The following is a 14,439-nucleotide window of genomic DNA, read 5'->3' as shown; positions in this document are numbered from 1 at the left end:
GGAGTCCCTCGACTGATAGGTGTTGCATGGTGGACGTTGTGGTCCTCTCCGAGGATCTACTGGCGCAGATGGCAGGCTACGGCAGAACGCTGGTGGCGTTCTCCGGTGGTGTGGACTCCAGTGTGGTCCTCGCCGCGGCCGTACGCGCACTCGGCACCGGGCAGGTCGCGGCCGTCACCGCGGTCTCGCCGTCGCTGCCGGCCGCCGAGCTCGCCGCGGCGCGGCGTTTCTGCGCCGACCTCGGCGTCGCGCACCACACGCCGGCCACGGACGAGATGGACGTGCCGGGCTACCGCGAGAACACCTCCCAGCGCTGCTACTTCTGCAAGAGCGTCCTGCTCGACACCGCGGGCTCCCTCGCCGGCGAGCTCGGTTTCGCGACGATCACGACCGGGACGAACGCCTCCGACGTCGTCGCCGGCTTCCGGCCCGGCATCCGCGCGGCGGCCGAGCGCGGCGCCCGCACGCCGCTCGCCGACGCCGGCCTCGACAAGGCCGCGGTGCGTGCCATCGCCCGTCACTGGGGCCTCCTCGTCTGGGACAAACCGGCCGCCGCCTGCATGGCGAGCCGGGTTGCGTACGGGATTTCGGTCACGCCGGCCCGCCTGGCCCGTATTGAACGGGCCGAAACAGCGGTCCGGGCCGTTCTCGGCGGTACGGCGCGCGATCTCCGGGTCCGTGACCTCGGTGATACCGTACGCCTCGAAGTAGACTCTGACCTGGTCGAACGCGCTCGCGACGACCGTGCGGTCGGGCTCGCGATCCGGGACGCCGGGTTCGCCTCCGCCCCCATCCGAGTGGAGACATTCCGGTCGGGCTCGATGAACGACCTTCTGGCCGATTCGGATACGCGAGAATGAACGGGTCCTGAATTCGGTCGGGCACTCCCGGCCGTTGGTCACCGGACGCCCAGCCGTTAGTCTTGCCCGGACAGCTCGCGACGGGACGGCTCATGCCCACGAACGGAGAAAGCCAGCGGATGACGCCAGACCGACATGAGTTCCACCGTCTCGGCAGCTCACACCTCCTCCTGACCGGCGCCACCGGGTTCCTCGGGCAGGCGACGCTGGAGAAGCTCCTGTCCTCCTACCCGGACGTACGGGTCTCGGTGCTGATCCGCCCCCGGCCCGGCCAGCCGGCGCAGCGCCGCTTCGACGCGCTCCTGCGCAAGCCGGTCTTCCGCGAGCTGCGCGAGCGCATCGGCGAGGAGGAGCTGCGCCGCATCGCCGCCGAGCGCGTCAACGTGATCGAGGGCGACCTCGGCGAGGTGACGCTGCCGGGCGACCTCGACGTCGTGGTCCACGGCGCCTCCACGGTGTCCTTCGACCCCCCGATCGACGAGGCCTTCCGCACCAACGTCTCCGGCGTCGTGACGCTGTACGAGGCCCTGCAGAAGGCCGGCGCCGACCCGCACGTCGTGCACGTGTCCACGGCCTACGTGGCCGGCGTCCGCAAGGGCGTCGTGCCCGAGGACCGGCTCGACCACACCGTCGACTGGCGCACCGAGCTGGCCGGCGCGCTGGCCGCCCGCGCCGACGTCGAGCGCGACTCGCGCCGGCCCGAGGTGCTGCGCAAGTCGATGTCGCGCGCCCAGGGCGAGCACCGCAAGGCGGGCCCCCAGTCGGTCGTCTCGGCCGCCGAGGAGGCCCGGCAGGAATGGGTGACCGACCGCCTGGTCGACTACGGCCGCGCCCGCGCGCAGAGCCTCGGCTGGCCGGACGTCTACACCTTCACCAAGGCCCTCGGCGAGCGGGCGGCCGAGGAGATGTGGGGCGGGCGCCGCCTGTCGATCGTGCGCCCCGCGATCGTGGAGAGCTCGCTGCGCCACCCGTACCCGGGCTGGATCGACGGCTACAAGATGGCCGACCCGCTGATCATCGCGTACGGCCGCGGCGTGCTGCCGGAGTTCCCCGGCCTGCCCGACAGCGTGGTCGACATCATCCCGGTCGACCTCGTCGTCAACGCGACCCTCGCGGTCGCCGCCGTCCCGCCCGAGACCGGCACGACCGGTTACTTCCACGTCGGCTCCGGCTCGCGCAACCCGCTGTCCTTCCGCGGCCTGTACGAGAACGTCCGCGACTACTTCCAGCGGCACCCGATGCCGGCCGGCGAGCGCGGCCACATCCGTGTGCCGACCTGGCGGTTCCCCGGCAGCCGGCAGGTCGAGATGATGCTGAGCGGCGGCGAGCGGGCGGCCTCGGTGGCCGAGCGCGCGCTGCTGCGGCTGCCCGCCTCGGGCAAGACCCGCGACTGGATGACCGCGGTGCACCGCCAGCAGACCAACCTCGACTTCCTGCGCCGCTACGCCGACCTCTACCAGGCCTACACCCAGGCCGAGGTCATCTACGACGACAGCCGCACCAACGCCCTGCACCGGCGGCTCCCGCCCGGCCAGGTCGACCTCGACGGTTTCGACCCCTCGGTCATCGACTGGAAGCACTATCTCCAGGAGGTGCACTCGCCGAGCGTGACCGAGCTGATGCGCGGCTTCTCGCGCGGACGCGGCGGCAGCCGGCGTACGGCGGCCCCCGCGCTGCCCGAGCGCACCGACATCGCGGCCGTGTTCGACCTGGAGGGCACGATCGTGGCCTCCAACCTCATCGAGTCCTACCTCTGGGCCCGGCTGTCCTCGATGCCGCGCTCACAGTGGAGCGGCGAGCTGGCCGACCTGGCCCGCTCGCTCCCCCGCTACCTCCGGGCCGAGCGGCGCGACCGCGGCGACTTCGTCCGCGCGTTCCTGCGCCGCTACGAGGGCGCCGACATGGCCGAGCTGCGCGACCTCGTGGACGACGTCCTCGGCGACGCGCTCCTGCAGCGGGTCATGCCCGAGGCCGTCCGCAAGATCCGCGCGCACCGCGCCGCCGGGCACAAGACCATCCTGATCACCGGCACGGTCGACGTGTTCGTACGGCCGCTCGCGACGCTGTTCGACGAGGTCGTCGCGAGCCGCATGCACGCCCGCGACGGCGTGCTCACCGGCTACCTCGACTCCCCTCCCCTGGTCGACGAGGCCCGCGCCGCCTGGCTGCGCCGCCACGCGACCGACGAGGGCATCGACCTCGCCGGGTCCTACGCCTACGCGGACAGTTACTCCGACCGGCCGCTTCTGGAGGCGGTGGGCAACCCCGCCGCCGTCAACCCGGACCCGTCGCTGTACCGCCACGCAAAACGCAAGCACTGGCGCATCCACGAGTGGGGCGCCCATACCCGTGGACGCGGAGACGTTCTGATGGACACCATCACCGGTACGGTGAGCGCCCGATGATCCTCGCGCTCGAGTACCACCGGTCACCGGGCCGGTTCATCGCCGCGCGCGGGCTGACCTCCACCAAGGTCGGCGGCCGCATGAGCGGCATGATCGCCGGTAACCTCTCGCCGCTCCGCCTGGTCAACCGCCAGGCGCCCGAGCTGCCCGGAGAGGGCTGGACCCGGGTGACGCCCCGGCTGTCCGGCATCTGCGGCTCCGACCTCGGGCTGCTGACCGGGCGTTCCTCGCCGTACCTCTCGCCGATGACGTCCATGCCGTTCGTCCCCGGTCACGAGGTCGTCGGCGAGACCCAGGACGACCTGCCCGGCATGCCCAAGGGCACGCGTGTGGTGATGGACCCGGTCCTGTCCTGCGCCGCCCGGGGCACCGCGCAGTGCCGCTGGTGCGCGGCGGGTCACCAGAGCCGCTGCGACCACATCACCACCGGCCGCATCTCCTCGGGGCTGCAGACCGGAAGCTGCGCCGACACCGGCGGCGGCTGGAGCCGGCAGTTCGTCGCGCACGCCAGCCAGCTCCACGCCGTGCCGGACGACCTGCCCAACGAGCGCGCGGTCCTCACCGAGCCGCTCGCCTGCGCGGTCCACTCCGTACGCCGGGTGGAGATCGCCGCAGGCTCGACCGCCGTGATCATCGGGGCCGGCACCGTCGGGCTGCTCACGCTGCTCGCCCTGCGCCAGCTCACCAACGTCGGCGCGGTCTACGTCGTCGCCAAGCACGGCCACCAGCAGGAGAAGGCCAAGGCCCTGGGCGCGACCGCCGTCATCGAGCCGCGCAAGGCCGTACGCGCGCTGCGGCGTGTCACCGCCGCGCGGATGCACACGCCGGAGATCGGCGGCGACTTCCTGCTCGGCGGCGTCGACGCCGCCTTCGAGTGCACCGGCGGCTCCAGCGGGCTGGACACCGCGCTGCGGCTGGTCCGCGCCGGGGGTACGGTCGTCGTGTCCGGGATGCCGTCCGGCGGGGTCGACCTGACCCCGCTGTGGTACCGCGAGCTACAGCTCGTCGGTGCCTACTGCTCCGGCGCGGACGGGGCCGACTTCGACGACGCCATCCGTCTCGCCGGTACCGCGCCCCTCGACGGATACGTAGGCACGACCTACCCCCTCGCCCGCTGGCGTGAGGCTCTCAATCACGCCGCGGACGCGGGGCGTCTCGGCACCGTCAAAGTCGCCTTCGATCCTGCCCGTTAGGCCGGGTGTCGGTTTGGTAGGGAAAGGAAACGATTACGAGTGAGCAGACCAGGCTTCGTACTCGACGTGGATGAGCGGACACCGCCGCTGCTCATGCACCAGGGTGAGGGCTTCCGGCTGGAGCGGCTGCCGCTCGGTGCCAGGGTCATCTACCCGCCGGACTCCCTTCCGGGGATCCGGAACGTCGATGCCGCGATCAGGCACGCGCTGCTCAACCCGCACGGCACCGAACCGCTCCCCGAGCTCCTCACGCCCGGGATGCGGCTGACCATCGTCTTCGATGACATCTCGCTGCCGCTGCCTCCGATGCAGACGCCGGACGTCCGCCAGCGCATCATCGAGCAGGTGCTGGAGATGGCGGCCGCCAAGGGCGTCGACGACGTCGAGCTGATCGCGGGCAACGCGCTCCACCGCCGGATGACCCCGGCCGAGCTGCGGCGCACCGTCGGCGACCGGGTCTACCAGGCGTTCTTCCCCGAGCACCTGAAGAACCATGACGCGGAGGACCACGACAACCTCCTCCACATGGGCACGACCAAGCACGGTGAGGACGTCGAGATCAACCGGCGGGCCGCCGAGAGCGATCTGATCGTCTACGTCAACATCACGCTCACCGCGATGAGCGGCGGGTCCAAGTCGGTCTCGGTCGGCCTGGCGAGCTACAAGAGCCTCAAGCACCACCACAACGTGCACACGCTGCGGCACTCCAACTCGTTCAACGACCCGCCGAACTCCGCGATGCACCACTCGTATGACCGGATGAAGGACGTCATCGACGAGCACGTCAAGGTCTTCACGGTCGAGACGACGGTCAACAACGACACCTTCCCGTCCTCGATGGGCTTCTTGAACAAGCGCGAGTGGGAGTGGAACGTTCGCGACCAGGCGTCCTACGTCGCGGTCAAGCGGGCGAACGAGCTGATGCCGGCCAAGACCCGGCGGCGCATCTGGCAGTCGACGGCGGCGCCGTACGGCGTCACCGGCGTGCACGCGGGCCTGCAGTCCGAGGTGCACCCGCTGACGCTGAACAACGTCCACCGTCAGCAGCTCACCGAGGTGAACGGCCAGTCCGACGTCGCGATCTACGGGCTGCCCTACATCTGCCCGTACAACGTCAACTCCGTGATGAACCCGATCCTCGTGATGTCGCTCGGGCTCGGCTACTTCTTCAACCTGTACAAGAACAAGCCGATCGTCCGGCAGGGCGGGGTGGCGATCTTCTACCACCCGGTGCCGAACGAGTTCCACCCGGTGCACCACCCGAGCTACATCGACTTCTTCGAGGAGATCCTCACCGAGAGCACCGACCCGGTGCTGCTCGAGACGAAGTACGAGGAGCAGTTCGCGACGGACCCGTGGTACATCCAGCTCTACCGCAACAGTTACGCCTACCACGGCGTTCACCCGTTCTACATGTGGTACTGGGGTGCGCACGCCCTGGAGCACCTGGGTGACGTGATCTTCGTCGGCGGCAACCGCAAGACGACCTCGCGGATGGGCTTCCGCGCGGCGACGACGCTCGCGGACGCCCTGGAGATGGCCAAGGACACGGTCGGCTCCAGCCCGTCGATCACCTACCAGCACGCTCCGCCGTTGGCGCTGGCGGACGTGCGATGAGCCGGGAGCGAATCCGACGCGGCGAGCGGAGTGAGCGGCCGAGGTACGAGGCCGCCCACGAAGCGAGCGAGGAGTGGTGAGCGGCCGATGAGCATCAGACGGGAGATCAAGCTGCTGCGGCACGGCCGCGACTGGCGGGGCCGGTCGACGGTGCCGCAGTCGGCCGAGCCGCACGTCGTGGAGCAGGAGGGCCGGGAGTTCCCGACCGCCTGGGCGCGGACGCGGGTCGCGGTGACGGCACGCAAGGGCCTGCGCCGCACGCTGCTGAAGCCGGTCGCCTTCAGCCAGATCAAGCCGGTCATCGAGGGCACCGAGTACCTCGACGGGGTGCGCGGTCCCGTGGTCTTCGTGGCGAACCACTCCAGCCACCTGGACACGCCGCTGATCCTCGGCTCGCTGCCGGAGCGGTTCGCCGACCGGGTCGCGGTGGGCGCGGCGTCGGACTACTTCTTCGACGTACGCTGGCGCGCGACGCTGACCGCGATCTTCTTCAACGCGTTCCCGGTCGAGCGCTACGGCTCGCGGCGGCTGCGTAGCCTGGCGCTGGACCTGGTGGACGACGGCTGGAGCCTCCTGCTCTACCCCGAGGGCACGCGCTCGGAGGACGGCTGGATCAACCCCTTCAAGCTCGGCGCCGCGATGCTGTGCGTCACGAAGGGCATCCCGTGCGTGCCGATCGCGCTGCGGGGCTCCTACGCCGCCATGCCCCGGGGACGCAACTGGCCCCAGCCGGGCAAGCCGCGCGTCACCGTACGCTACGGCCGCCCGATCCTCCCGGAGGAGGGCGAGGAGGTACGCGCCTTCCGCGTCCGGATGGCCAAGGCCGTGAGCCAGCTCGCGGCCGAGGAGGACCTCGGCTGGTACGGCGCGCTCCGCGCGGCGGCCGACGACTCCCTGGAGCTCCCGGGCGGTGCCCGCCCGGTCCGGCCGGGCGCGCTCAAGCCCACGGAGCCCCAGCCGGAGGGCGCCGCCGAGCAGGTGTCGCACTGGCGCCGCATCTGGGCCTCGACCCAGCCGCTGGACGACAAGCGCCGCCGGGTCTGGCGCGCCTGATCTCCCGGTTCCGTCACAGGAGCGTCCCCGCTTTCGTGGGGGCGCTCCTGTTTCGCGTACGGTGGCCCTTTTCGAGAAAGGCCTGATCAGCATGGCCGACCGGCTTCCGGACGAACTCATCCGCGCGCTCGGCGACGCGACCCTGGCCGAGGCCGAACAACCGGCGTTCCTGCTGGTCACCGGCGACGAGGACGGCGCGCCTCGCATCTCGATGGTGAGCGCCGGCGAGCTCCTCGTACGGGACGAGCGAACGCTCCGGCTGGGACTGTGGCGCGGGACGCGGTCCGCCGCCAACCTGACCCGTGGCGGTACCGCGCTGTTCGGGGCGGTCTCCCCCGGATCGGTGATCTACGTCCGCCTCCGACCGGCCCGGCTGGCGGTCCCGGAGCCGGCCGAGCTGGAGTGCTTCGAGCTGACGGTGACGGAGGTACGGGCCGACGCCCACGCCGGCATGCCGGTGACCAGCGGGATCACCTTCCGTACGGACGCCCCCGAACAGGCCGCCGCCGACTGGCGCCGCCAGCGGGAGCTGCTGGACAACGCACGGCTCGCGAACTGAACCACTGATGCCCCCACCTCCCCGGCCGCGAGGCCCTGCCCGGCGCGGTCGTCACCGACTCGCTCCGGGCGGTCGGGCAGGCCGCGCTGCCGCGGACAACGCGGCGCTCCTGCTCGGCTTGGAGGACTACTCCGGGGCGCCGACGGCGGAGGCCGGTGGAGGCGCACCGCTGGGCCCTGCCGACCTGCGAGCCCGTCACCGGCCGCTCCGGCCGTACCCACGCACGGTGGGCCCGCGACCACGCCGCCGACCTCCGCTGAGACACCTGGAGGGCCGGGTCAGGGCAGGCCCAGGGTGACCGCCTTGGCGAACAGGTCGGCGTGCCGGACCACCCGCTCGCGTGCCGCCTTGCGGCGTTCGTCGGTCGCGCCGCCGTGCAGCCACAGGAGCCGGGCGTGCGCGATCGGCGAGAGCAGGGCGTACGCCAGGTCCTCGGCCGAGCCGAGGTCGCAGCGCATCTTCCGCTCCTCCATCCACCGTTCGAAGATCACGCTCAGCCGGCCGATCGCCCGCTCCATGCCCTCGGTGAGGATGGTCTCGTGCACGAGGCCGTCGCGTGAGATCAGGCTGATGACCTGGCGCGCCTGGGGCGTGTCCCAGGCGGCGATGACGCGGTCGGCGAACATCCGGACGAATTCGCCGGGGTCGGCGGCGAAGTCGGCCCCGTCCAGCGCGGTGACCGTCACCTGCGGCCCGATCAGCTTCATCGTCTCGTCGTAGATCGCCCGCTTGCTGTCGAAGTGGGCGTACAGCACACTCTCGCTCAGGCCGACCTCGCGGGCGATCGCCCGTATCGACGTGCCGGCGTACCCGTGCAGCGCGAACAGCTTCAGCGCGACGCCGATCAGCGCCGCCTTGGTGTCACCCGCCTCGGCCTTCGGCGGGCGCCCCGGGCCTCGCCTGCGCCTGACGGTCGTGCTCACTGCCATTTCCAACCACCCTCGCCCGAAAGCCGAAGCTGAACGTCTGGTCGACCGGCCGTCGCCCGCGTACGCGTGGTGCCGCCACGCGTACGCCGGCACCGCGCGTACACGCGCTCAGGCCAGGCTGTTGCGCAGGTTGGTGACGCGGCTGCGGGCGGCGTCGAAGGCGCTCTGGCCGAGCTGCCCGCTCCGCAGGGCATTGGCCAGGCCCGTGACCGCGTTCTTGCCGTTGGTCGGGTTCTCTCCGCACACCAGGAGCAGGTCCATGCCGGCCTTGGCGGCCGAGACCGCCCGCTGCGCCGTGGTGCCGAAGTTGGTGAGGCCGTTGGCGGTGAGCGAGTCGGTGATCGTCACGCCGGTGAAGCCGAGCCGGCCCCGCAGTTCGTTCTGGATGATGGTCGACGACAGGCCCGCGGGGTAGTTCGGGTCGAGGGCCGGATAGGTGGCCCACGACAGCATGACGAGCTTGACTCCCGCGCTGATCGCCGGGCCGTACGGCGCCTCGTCGATGGAGCGCAGGTTCGCGGCGGAGACGTTGAGCGTGACCGGCTTGGAGTCGGTGTTCTGGCTCGCGGTCGCCGACCCCAGCCCGGGGAAGTGCTTGGCGGTCGCCGCCACGCCGACCTGCTGCTGCGCCCGGATGAACGCGCTGCCGAGCTGCCCGCAGACCGCCGGGTCCTTGCTGTAGGACCGGCCGTACTGGTCCTCGAAGTCGCCCGCGGTGCGGTAGACGTCGAGGACGGGGGCGAGGTTGACGTTCATGCCGACGCTGGCGAGCAGCTCGCCGGCCTCGTTGCCGGCGCTGGTGGCCGCCGAGACCGGGTTGGAGGACTGGCCGATCTGCTTCTCCGACATCGTCGGGCCGCCCGGCAGCCGCCGTACCTGGCCGCCCTCCTGGTCGGTCATCAGAAGCAGCGGCGCGGTGACCGGGCTGGAGGCGTTGGCCTCGTTCAGCTGCTGGCAGACCGAGCTGATCTGGGTGAGGCTGGAGATGTTGTCGCCGAAGAAGATGACGCCCGCCGCCTGGCCGGAGGAGATGGCGTTCAGCAGTGACTGCGGCACCGTCGTGCCCGAGTAGGAGTAGATCACCCGCTGTCCTGCCTGCTGCTCCGGCGTCAGGGCCGCGGCGGCACGCGGGCTCCGGCCGGCCGCCCGCGCGGCCCCGGCCAGGCCCATCGTGGCGACGGCCGCGCCGGCTCCGGCTATCAGTGCGTTACGCCTCGTCATCGAGTTGTCGTTCATCGCTGTGTCCGCGCACCTTCTCCGGCGGGGCGGCCGAAGCGGCGCGCTGCCTCTCTTCCTTCGGTTTCGCCGCCGGGGCGGCGGTGCGGGGGACCCGGCTCACGCCGGGGCGGGACGAGGTCGCCGTGCTCAGCCGTTGGCGAGCGCCTGGACGCGTGAGTAGTCGCCGTTGAAGTAGTCCTGGTCACCGGGGAAGGTGCCCGAGTCGGCGAACTGCCAGATGGTCTGGAAGCCCCAGTTGTAGGGCATGGCGCCGGGCGAGCCGTTGTAGTTGGCGAGCATCAGCGGGTTCGTGGAGGAGAAGTCACCCGTGTTGCCGGTGCACTGGCTCCACCAGCTCGTCGCCGTGTAGATGACCGGCCAGCGGGTCGTCTTGGCGTGGTACTCGTTGCTGAAGGAGAGGATCCAGTTGACCATTCCGGAGGCGGACAGGCCGTAGCACGCCGCGCCGTAGGGGTTCCACTCCATGTCGAGCATGCCCGGGAAGGTCTTGCCGTCGCGCGACCAGCCGCCGCCGTGCGCGACGAAATAGTCGGCCTGCGCCGCGCCGGAAGAGGTGTTGGGCGTGGCGAAGTGGTACGCCCCGTGCACGAGACCCGCGTTGTACGCGCCGGTGTACTGCTGGCTGAAATACGGGTTCGTGTAATTGGTCGACTCGGTCGCCTTCGAATAGGCGAACCGCGCGCCGTTGGCGGCCACCGTCGACCAGTTGACGTTGCCCTGCCAGCTGCTGACGTCCAGGCCGGGGGTCTGGGTGACGTTCGGCCTGATGATCAGGTTGCCCGATCCCGGCTCGTGCCTGGCCACCTGTGAGCCGAGCCAGTCGCGCTCCGGGTGGGTCATGGGGTCGGCGGAGGCGCCGGCGGGCGGGGCGGCCGCGAACAGCGCGCCGCACAGGGCCGCCGCGACGGAGATGCCGGCGAGACGGGAGGTGCGCACCGTCTGAGGCGCGCGCTTGAGTAGTGACACGTGATCCTCCAAGGAGGGGGAGACCTGGGGACTGTCGTGTGCTCCGCGGCGGCACGCTCGCGCTGTCTCGGTCACGGCGGCGGGGAAACCGCGGGGATGGGCGGGGGCTCCTTTCGCGAATAAGATACCCACTAGTAGGTAGATATCTTCCGCACGGCCCGTAGAAAAGGTGGGAAAATATCCCAACAAACGCTGCCGCGTTCGTGAATCAGACTCTCTCCGCAGGTCATTCCCTATGGACCGTGACAAAGGCAACGCCCGAGGTGGCCGGATCCGGCAGCTTTCTGGAAAACGGCGCAAATCCGACGGTCAGCGCACTCCGCGCGGGCGGAACTGGATACTGATCCTCGGCCCGGCCGGGCGCGCGGTCTTGGGCACGGCGTGCTCCCAGGTGCGCTGGCAGCTGCCGCCCATGACGAGGAGGTCGCCGTGGCCCAGGTCATGGCGCAGCGTGGGCCCTCCGCCGCGCGGGCGCAGCAACAGACCGCGCGGGGCGCCGACCGAGACGATCGCGACCATGGTGTCCTCGTCCCGGCCCCGGCCGATGCGGTCGCCATGCCAGGCGACGCTGTCGGCGCCGTCGCGATAGAGGCACAGGCCGGCCGTACGGAACGGCTCGCCGAGCTCGGCCGCGTAGTGGTCGCTCAGCGCCCCTTTGGCCGCGGCGAGCACGGGGTCGGGCAGCGTCTCGTCCTCGTCGTAGAACTTCAGCAGCCGCGGGATCGCCACGACGCGGTCGTACATCTGGCGTCGTTCGGCGTGCCACGGCACCGCGGCGGCGAGGCGGTCGAACAGCGTGTCGGCGCCGGTGACCCAGCCCGGCCGCAGGTCGATCCAGGCGCCGCGGCTCAGCGCGGTGCGCCGCACCGACGCGCCGAGCCCGCCCAGCTCGACCTCGTCGCCGCAGTCCAGCAGCGATCCCTGGAGCGCAAGCGTCATGAGGCCGAGTGTACGCCACGACTCAAACAGGTGTTCGATCGCCGTAACGCCGTCTTGGACGTCCCCGCTCCCGCGGGCGGGATTTCCGGTGGACGTACCTTGCGGCGTCAGCGAGGGCACCATCTACCCGTTGCTGAGCCGCCTGCGACGGGACGGCGCGATCGAGAGTTTCTGGCGAGAGTCGGACAGCGGTCCGCCGCGACGTTATTACCGGCTGACCGAGCCAGGACGTCAATCGCTGCGAACGTTCCGTGCGGAATGGGACCGCTTCAAGAACGCGGTCGATCAGTGGACCGGAGAATCCCCATGACCACTCGCCACATCGACCGGATCGTCGAGGACTACCTGCGGCGGCTGAACGACGAACTCGGCGTGCTGCCGGCGAGGCAGCGGCGGGAGATCATTGATGAGATCCGGGATCACCTCGCCGAGCGCCGCGCCGATGTACCCGCGGGAGACGGAGACGGACCCCCACGCCATCCTGGACCGGTTGGGCGACCCGCGGAAGATCGCCGATGAGGCGCGCCGCCGGTTCGGCTCGTGGATGGGCCTGAGCGCACTGGCGGCCCTGATCGTCGCCGGGCCGGTCGCGCCGGTCACCGGCGCGGGTCACCTGGCCGTACGGCCGGGCCGCCGGCCACGACCGCTCGCCTGGGCCGGCGGGACGGCGGTCCTGCTCATCATCGCGGCGCCGACGGCGGTCAGCCTCACTCCCTCCCACACCTCGGCGTTCCCCGCCGGGCACGCAGCACCTCGGCCGGTCACTTCCGGCAAGACGACCTGCGGCGCCTTCTACACGGCCAAGCACTTTCCCGGACGCGGTGTGATCGGGACCAACGTGTGCACGGTCCGGGCGCAGGGGCACGTCCTCCTGGTGGACGCCGACATCGCCGAGCGGGCGACCACCGCCCCTGCGTTCGACGGCTCGGAGGAGTACGGCTGGGTCATCAACCCCGGCGGAACATTCCAGACCACCTGACCCCCGTCTTTCCGCCGCGGCGGACGGTCCATACGCAGACGATTCACCACCGGAGAAAGGAACTGACCATGATGGACCTCGGACTCTGGGAGCTGGTCATTCTCGTGGGCGTGCTCGGCGTCGGTGTGGCCGTGCTGGCCGGTCTCATCTGGCTTGATCCGCCGCTGAGAGGCGGACCGGTCCGGCCCTCCGCCACAGCGAGCCGCGCAGCGGACTTCGAGACAGGCCCTGGCTAGGTGAGCCGGCGGCGTCGTACGGCGGCGAGGACGAGCCCGGCCGCGCCCGCCGCCGCCGTCAGCACGAAGGCGACGCTGAAGCGCGCGGGGCCGGTCGCCGAGCCGAGCGCGAGCGTCAGGACGGCGATGGTGAGCGCTCCGGACAAGTACTGCGAGGTGGTCAGCAGCGCGCCGGCCGTGCCCTGATGCTCGGCCGGCACGTCGTGGGTGCCGATGATGAACATCGAGGTGTAGATCATTCCGTGCCCGAACCCGCTGAGGAGCAGGCCCGGGAGCAGGTCCGCGGCGTACGAGTCGCCGTGCAGGGTGAGCGCCAGCCACAGCAGGCCGGCCGTGGCGATGGCGAAACCGCCGGCGAGCAGCCGCGAGGGCCCCAGCCGCCGGACGGTCCGGCCCGCGACGGTGTTGCCCACGGTGACCATGACCGCGAGCGGGAGGAACGCCAGACCGGCCTCGAACGGCGTGTAGTGCTTCATGGCCTGCAGGAGCAGCGTGAGCAGGTAGAACTCCGACCCGACGCTCGCCATGTAGAGCGCCGTGGCCGCCGCGCCGACGCGGAGCGACCGCGTACGCCGCAGGACGGGGTCGATCAGGACGTTGCGCGAGACGCGCTCGTTGCGGACGAACAGCACGAACAGCGTCAGCGCGACGCCGAGGAAGGCGAGCGTCGGGGCGGAGTGCCAGCCCCGGTCGGAGCCCAGCGTGAGGCCGAGGACCAGTGTCAGGACGGTGCCGGTGCCGAGCATCGAGGCGAGCATCGGGATGCCGCCGGTCGCGACGCCCTCGCGGTCGGTGCCGATCCAGACGGCCGCGCCGAGCGCGCACAGGAGCGTGAGCGGGACGTTGACGACGAACGTGAGCCGCCACGAGGCTGTGGTCAGCAGCCCGCCGAGCACCGCGCCCGCCGCCAGCCCCGAGGCGCCGACCGAGCCCCAGACCGCCAGGGCCTTGCTGCGCCGGGGCCCGGCCGGGAACGTCGTGCCGATCAGGCCGAGGATCGCGGGCTGCAGCAGGGCCGCGCACAGCCCCTGGGCGCCGCGCGCCGTCAGCAGGACCGTACCGTCCTCGGCGGCCCCGCCGACCGCGCTGGCGATGCCGAAGGTGACGATGGCGCCGACGAACAGGCGCGCCGGGCCGACCCGGTCCGAGAGGCGGCCGCCGACGACGAGGAACCCCGCGAACAGGACGGCGTACGCGCTGACCACCCACTGCGCGAGCGCCGGTCCGAGGTGGAGGTCGCCGGCGATGCTCGGCAGGGCGATGTAGATGATCGAGTAGTCGAGGGCGATGAGGAACTGGGCCACCGAGAGCACGGCCAGGGTGGCGGAGGATCGGCGTACGGTCGCCGGCGCGGCCGACGCTGTCACAACGGTCACGAAGGACTCCGTCGTCGGGGAGGTGGATGCCGCCGAGGGTACGGGCGACGACGCCGGATCGCGCAACGCCGATGTCCGAGGGCACTCA

14 protein-coding genes are annotated in these 14,439 nt (G+C 71.3%); 9 read left to right on the top strand and 5 right to left on the bottom strand.

All coding sequences use genetic code 11. From position 1 onward, the window contains the following. The first annotated feature begins 26 nt into the window (after positions 1-26). The 6 genes from larE (at position 27) to QWU11_RS00955 (ending at position 7,687) form a co-directional block, all read left to right on the top strand. The gene (gene larE, locus QWU11_RS00980; RefSeq protein ID WP_290103015.1) at positions 27-860 is read left to right on the top strand and encodes an ATP-dependent sacrificial sulfur transferase LarE; all 834 of its coding nucleotides are present in this window, start codon (positions 27-29) and stop codon (positions 858-860) included. A 119-nt stretch (positions 861-979) separates the two neighbouring features. Continuing rightward, positions 980-3,265 carry an HAD-IB family hydrolase gene (locus QWU11_RS00975; protein WP_290103014.1) on the top strand — a complete coding sequence of 762 codons (2,286 nt, stop codon included), beginning with the start codon at positions 980-982 and terminating at the stop codon, positions 3,263-3,265. Beyond that, complete coding sequence (locus tag QWU11_RS00970) at positions 3,262-4,458, top strand: zinc-binding dehydrogenase (protein ID WP_290103013.1); 1,197 nt, start codon at positions 3,262-3,264, stop codon at positions 4,456-4,458. Before QWU11_RS00975 ends, QWU11_RS00970 begins: the two co-directional genes overlap by 4 nt. Before the next feature lie 39 nt (positions 4,459-4,497). Continuing rightward, positions 4,498-6,075 carry a lactate racemase domain-containing protein gene (locus QWU11_RS00965; protein WP_290103012.1) on the top strand — a complete coding sequence of 526 codons (1,578 nt, stop codon included), beginning with the start codon at positions 4,498-4,500 and terminating at the stop codon, positions 6,073-6,075. A gap of 87 nt (positions 6,076-6,162) precedes the next feature. Next, the gene (locus QWU11_RS00960) at positions 6,163-7,128 is read left to right on the top strand and encodes a lysophospholipid acyltransferase family protein (RefSeq protein WP_290103011.1); all 966 of its coding nucleotides are present in this window, start codon (positions 6,163-6,165) and stop codon (positions 7,126-7,128) included. A gap of 91 nt (positions 7,129-7,219) precedes the next feature. After that, a complete protein-coding gene (locus QWU11_RS00955) occupies positions 7,220-7,687 on the top strand; it encodes a hypothetical protein (protein ID WP_290103010.1) in 468 nt (155 codons plus the stop codon). Positions 7,688-7,965: 278 nt separating this feature from the next. Here the strand turns inward: QWU11_RS00955 and QWU11_RS00950 are convergent, their stop codons facing one another. The 4 genes from QWU11_RS00950 to QWU11_RS00935 form a co-directional block, all read right to left on the bottom strand. After that, positions 7,966-8,616: a TetR/AcrR family transcriptional regulator gene (locus QWU11_RS00950; protein ID WP_290103009.1), complete on the bottom strand. Its 651-nt coding sequence runs from the start codon at positions 8,614-8,616 to the stop codon at positions 7,966-7,968. Between the two features lie 108 nt (positions 8,617-8,724). After that, positions 8,725-9,852: a glycoside hydrolase family 3 N-terminal domain-containing protein gene (locus tag QWU11_RS00945; protein ID WP_290103008.1), complete on the bottom strand. Its 1,128-nt coding sequence runs from the start codon at positions 9,850-9,852 to the stop codon at positions 8,725-8,727. Positions 9,853-9,981: 129 nt separating this feature from the next. Beyond that, complete coding sequence (locus tag QWU11_RS00940; protein ID WP_290103007.1) at positions 9,982-10,821, bottom strand: lysozyme; 840 nt, start codon at positions 10,819-10,821, stop codon at positions 9,982-9,984. 309 nt (positions 10,822-11,130) lie between these two features. Beyond that, on the bottom strand, positions 11,131-11,760 hold the full coding sequence (locus QWU11_RS00935; protein ID WP_290103006.1) for an alpha-ketoglutarate-dependent dioxygenase AlkB: 630 nt from the start codon (positions 11,758-11,760) through the stop codon (positions 11,131-11,133). Here QWU11_RS00935 and QWU11_RS00930 point away from each other — a divergent pair. The 3 genes from QWU11_RS00930 to QWU11_RS00920 all read left to right on the top strand — a co-directional run bounded on the left by QWU11_RS00930 (position 11,759) and on the right by QWU11_RS00920 (position 12,975). Next, positions 11,759-12,070 (top strand): PadR family transcriptional regulator, encoded by a 312-nt coding sequence (locus QWU11_RS00930; RefSeq protein ID WP_290103005.1) that lies wholly within the window; start codon positions 11,759-11,761, stop codon positions 12,068-12,070. The genes QWU11_RS00935 and QWU11_RS00930 overlap by 2 nt on opposite strands. A 96-nt stretch (positions 12,071-12,166) precedes the next feature. Further along, positions 12,167-12,739: a hypothetical protein gene (locus QWU11_RS00925; protein ID WP_290103004.1), complete on the top strand. Its 573-nt coding sequence runs from the start codon at positions 12,167-12,169 to the stop codon at positions 12,737-12,739. A 68-nt stretch (positions 12,740-12,807) separates the two neighbouring features. Next, positions 12,808-12,975: a hypothetical protein gene (locus QWU11_RS00920; RefSeq protein WP_290103003.1), complete on the top strand. Its 168-nt coding sequence runs from the start codon at positions 12,808-12,810 to the stop codon at positions 12,973-12,975. Here QWU11_RS00920 and QWU11_RS00915 read toward each other — a convergent pair. Then, positions 12,972-14,351 (bottom strand): MFS transporter, encoded by a 1,380-nt coding sequence (locus QWU11_RS00915; protein WP_290103002.1) that lies wholly within the window; start codon positions 14,349-14,351, stop codon positions 12,972-12,974. The genes QWU11_RS00920 and QWU11_RS00915 overlap by 4 nt on opposite strands. Positions 14,352-14,439 lie beyond the last annotated feature (88 nt).

Source organism: Actinomadura sp. DC4 (assembly GCF_030406325.1).
In the GTDB taxonomy this organism is placed as follows: Bacteria; Actinomycetota; Actinomycetes; order Streptosporangiales; family Streptosporangiaceae; genus Actinoallomurus.
The sequence above is the reverse complement of the archived record's forward strand: the minus strand, read 5'-3'. Positions and strand labels throughout refer to the sequence as shown.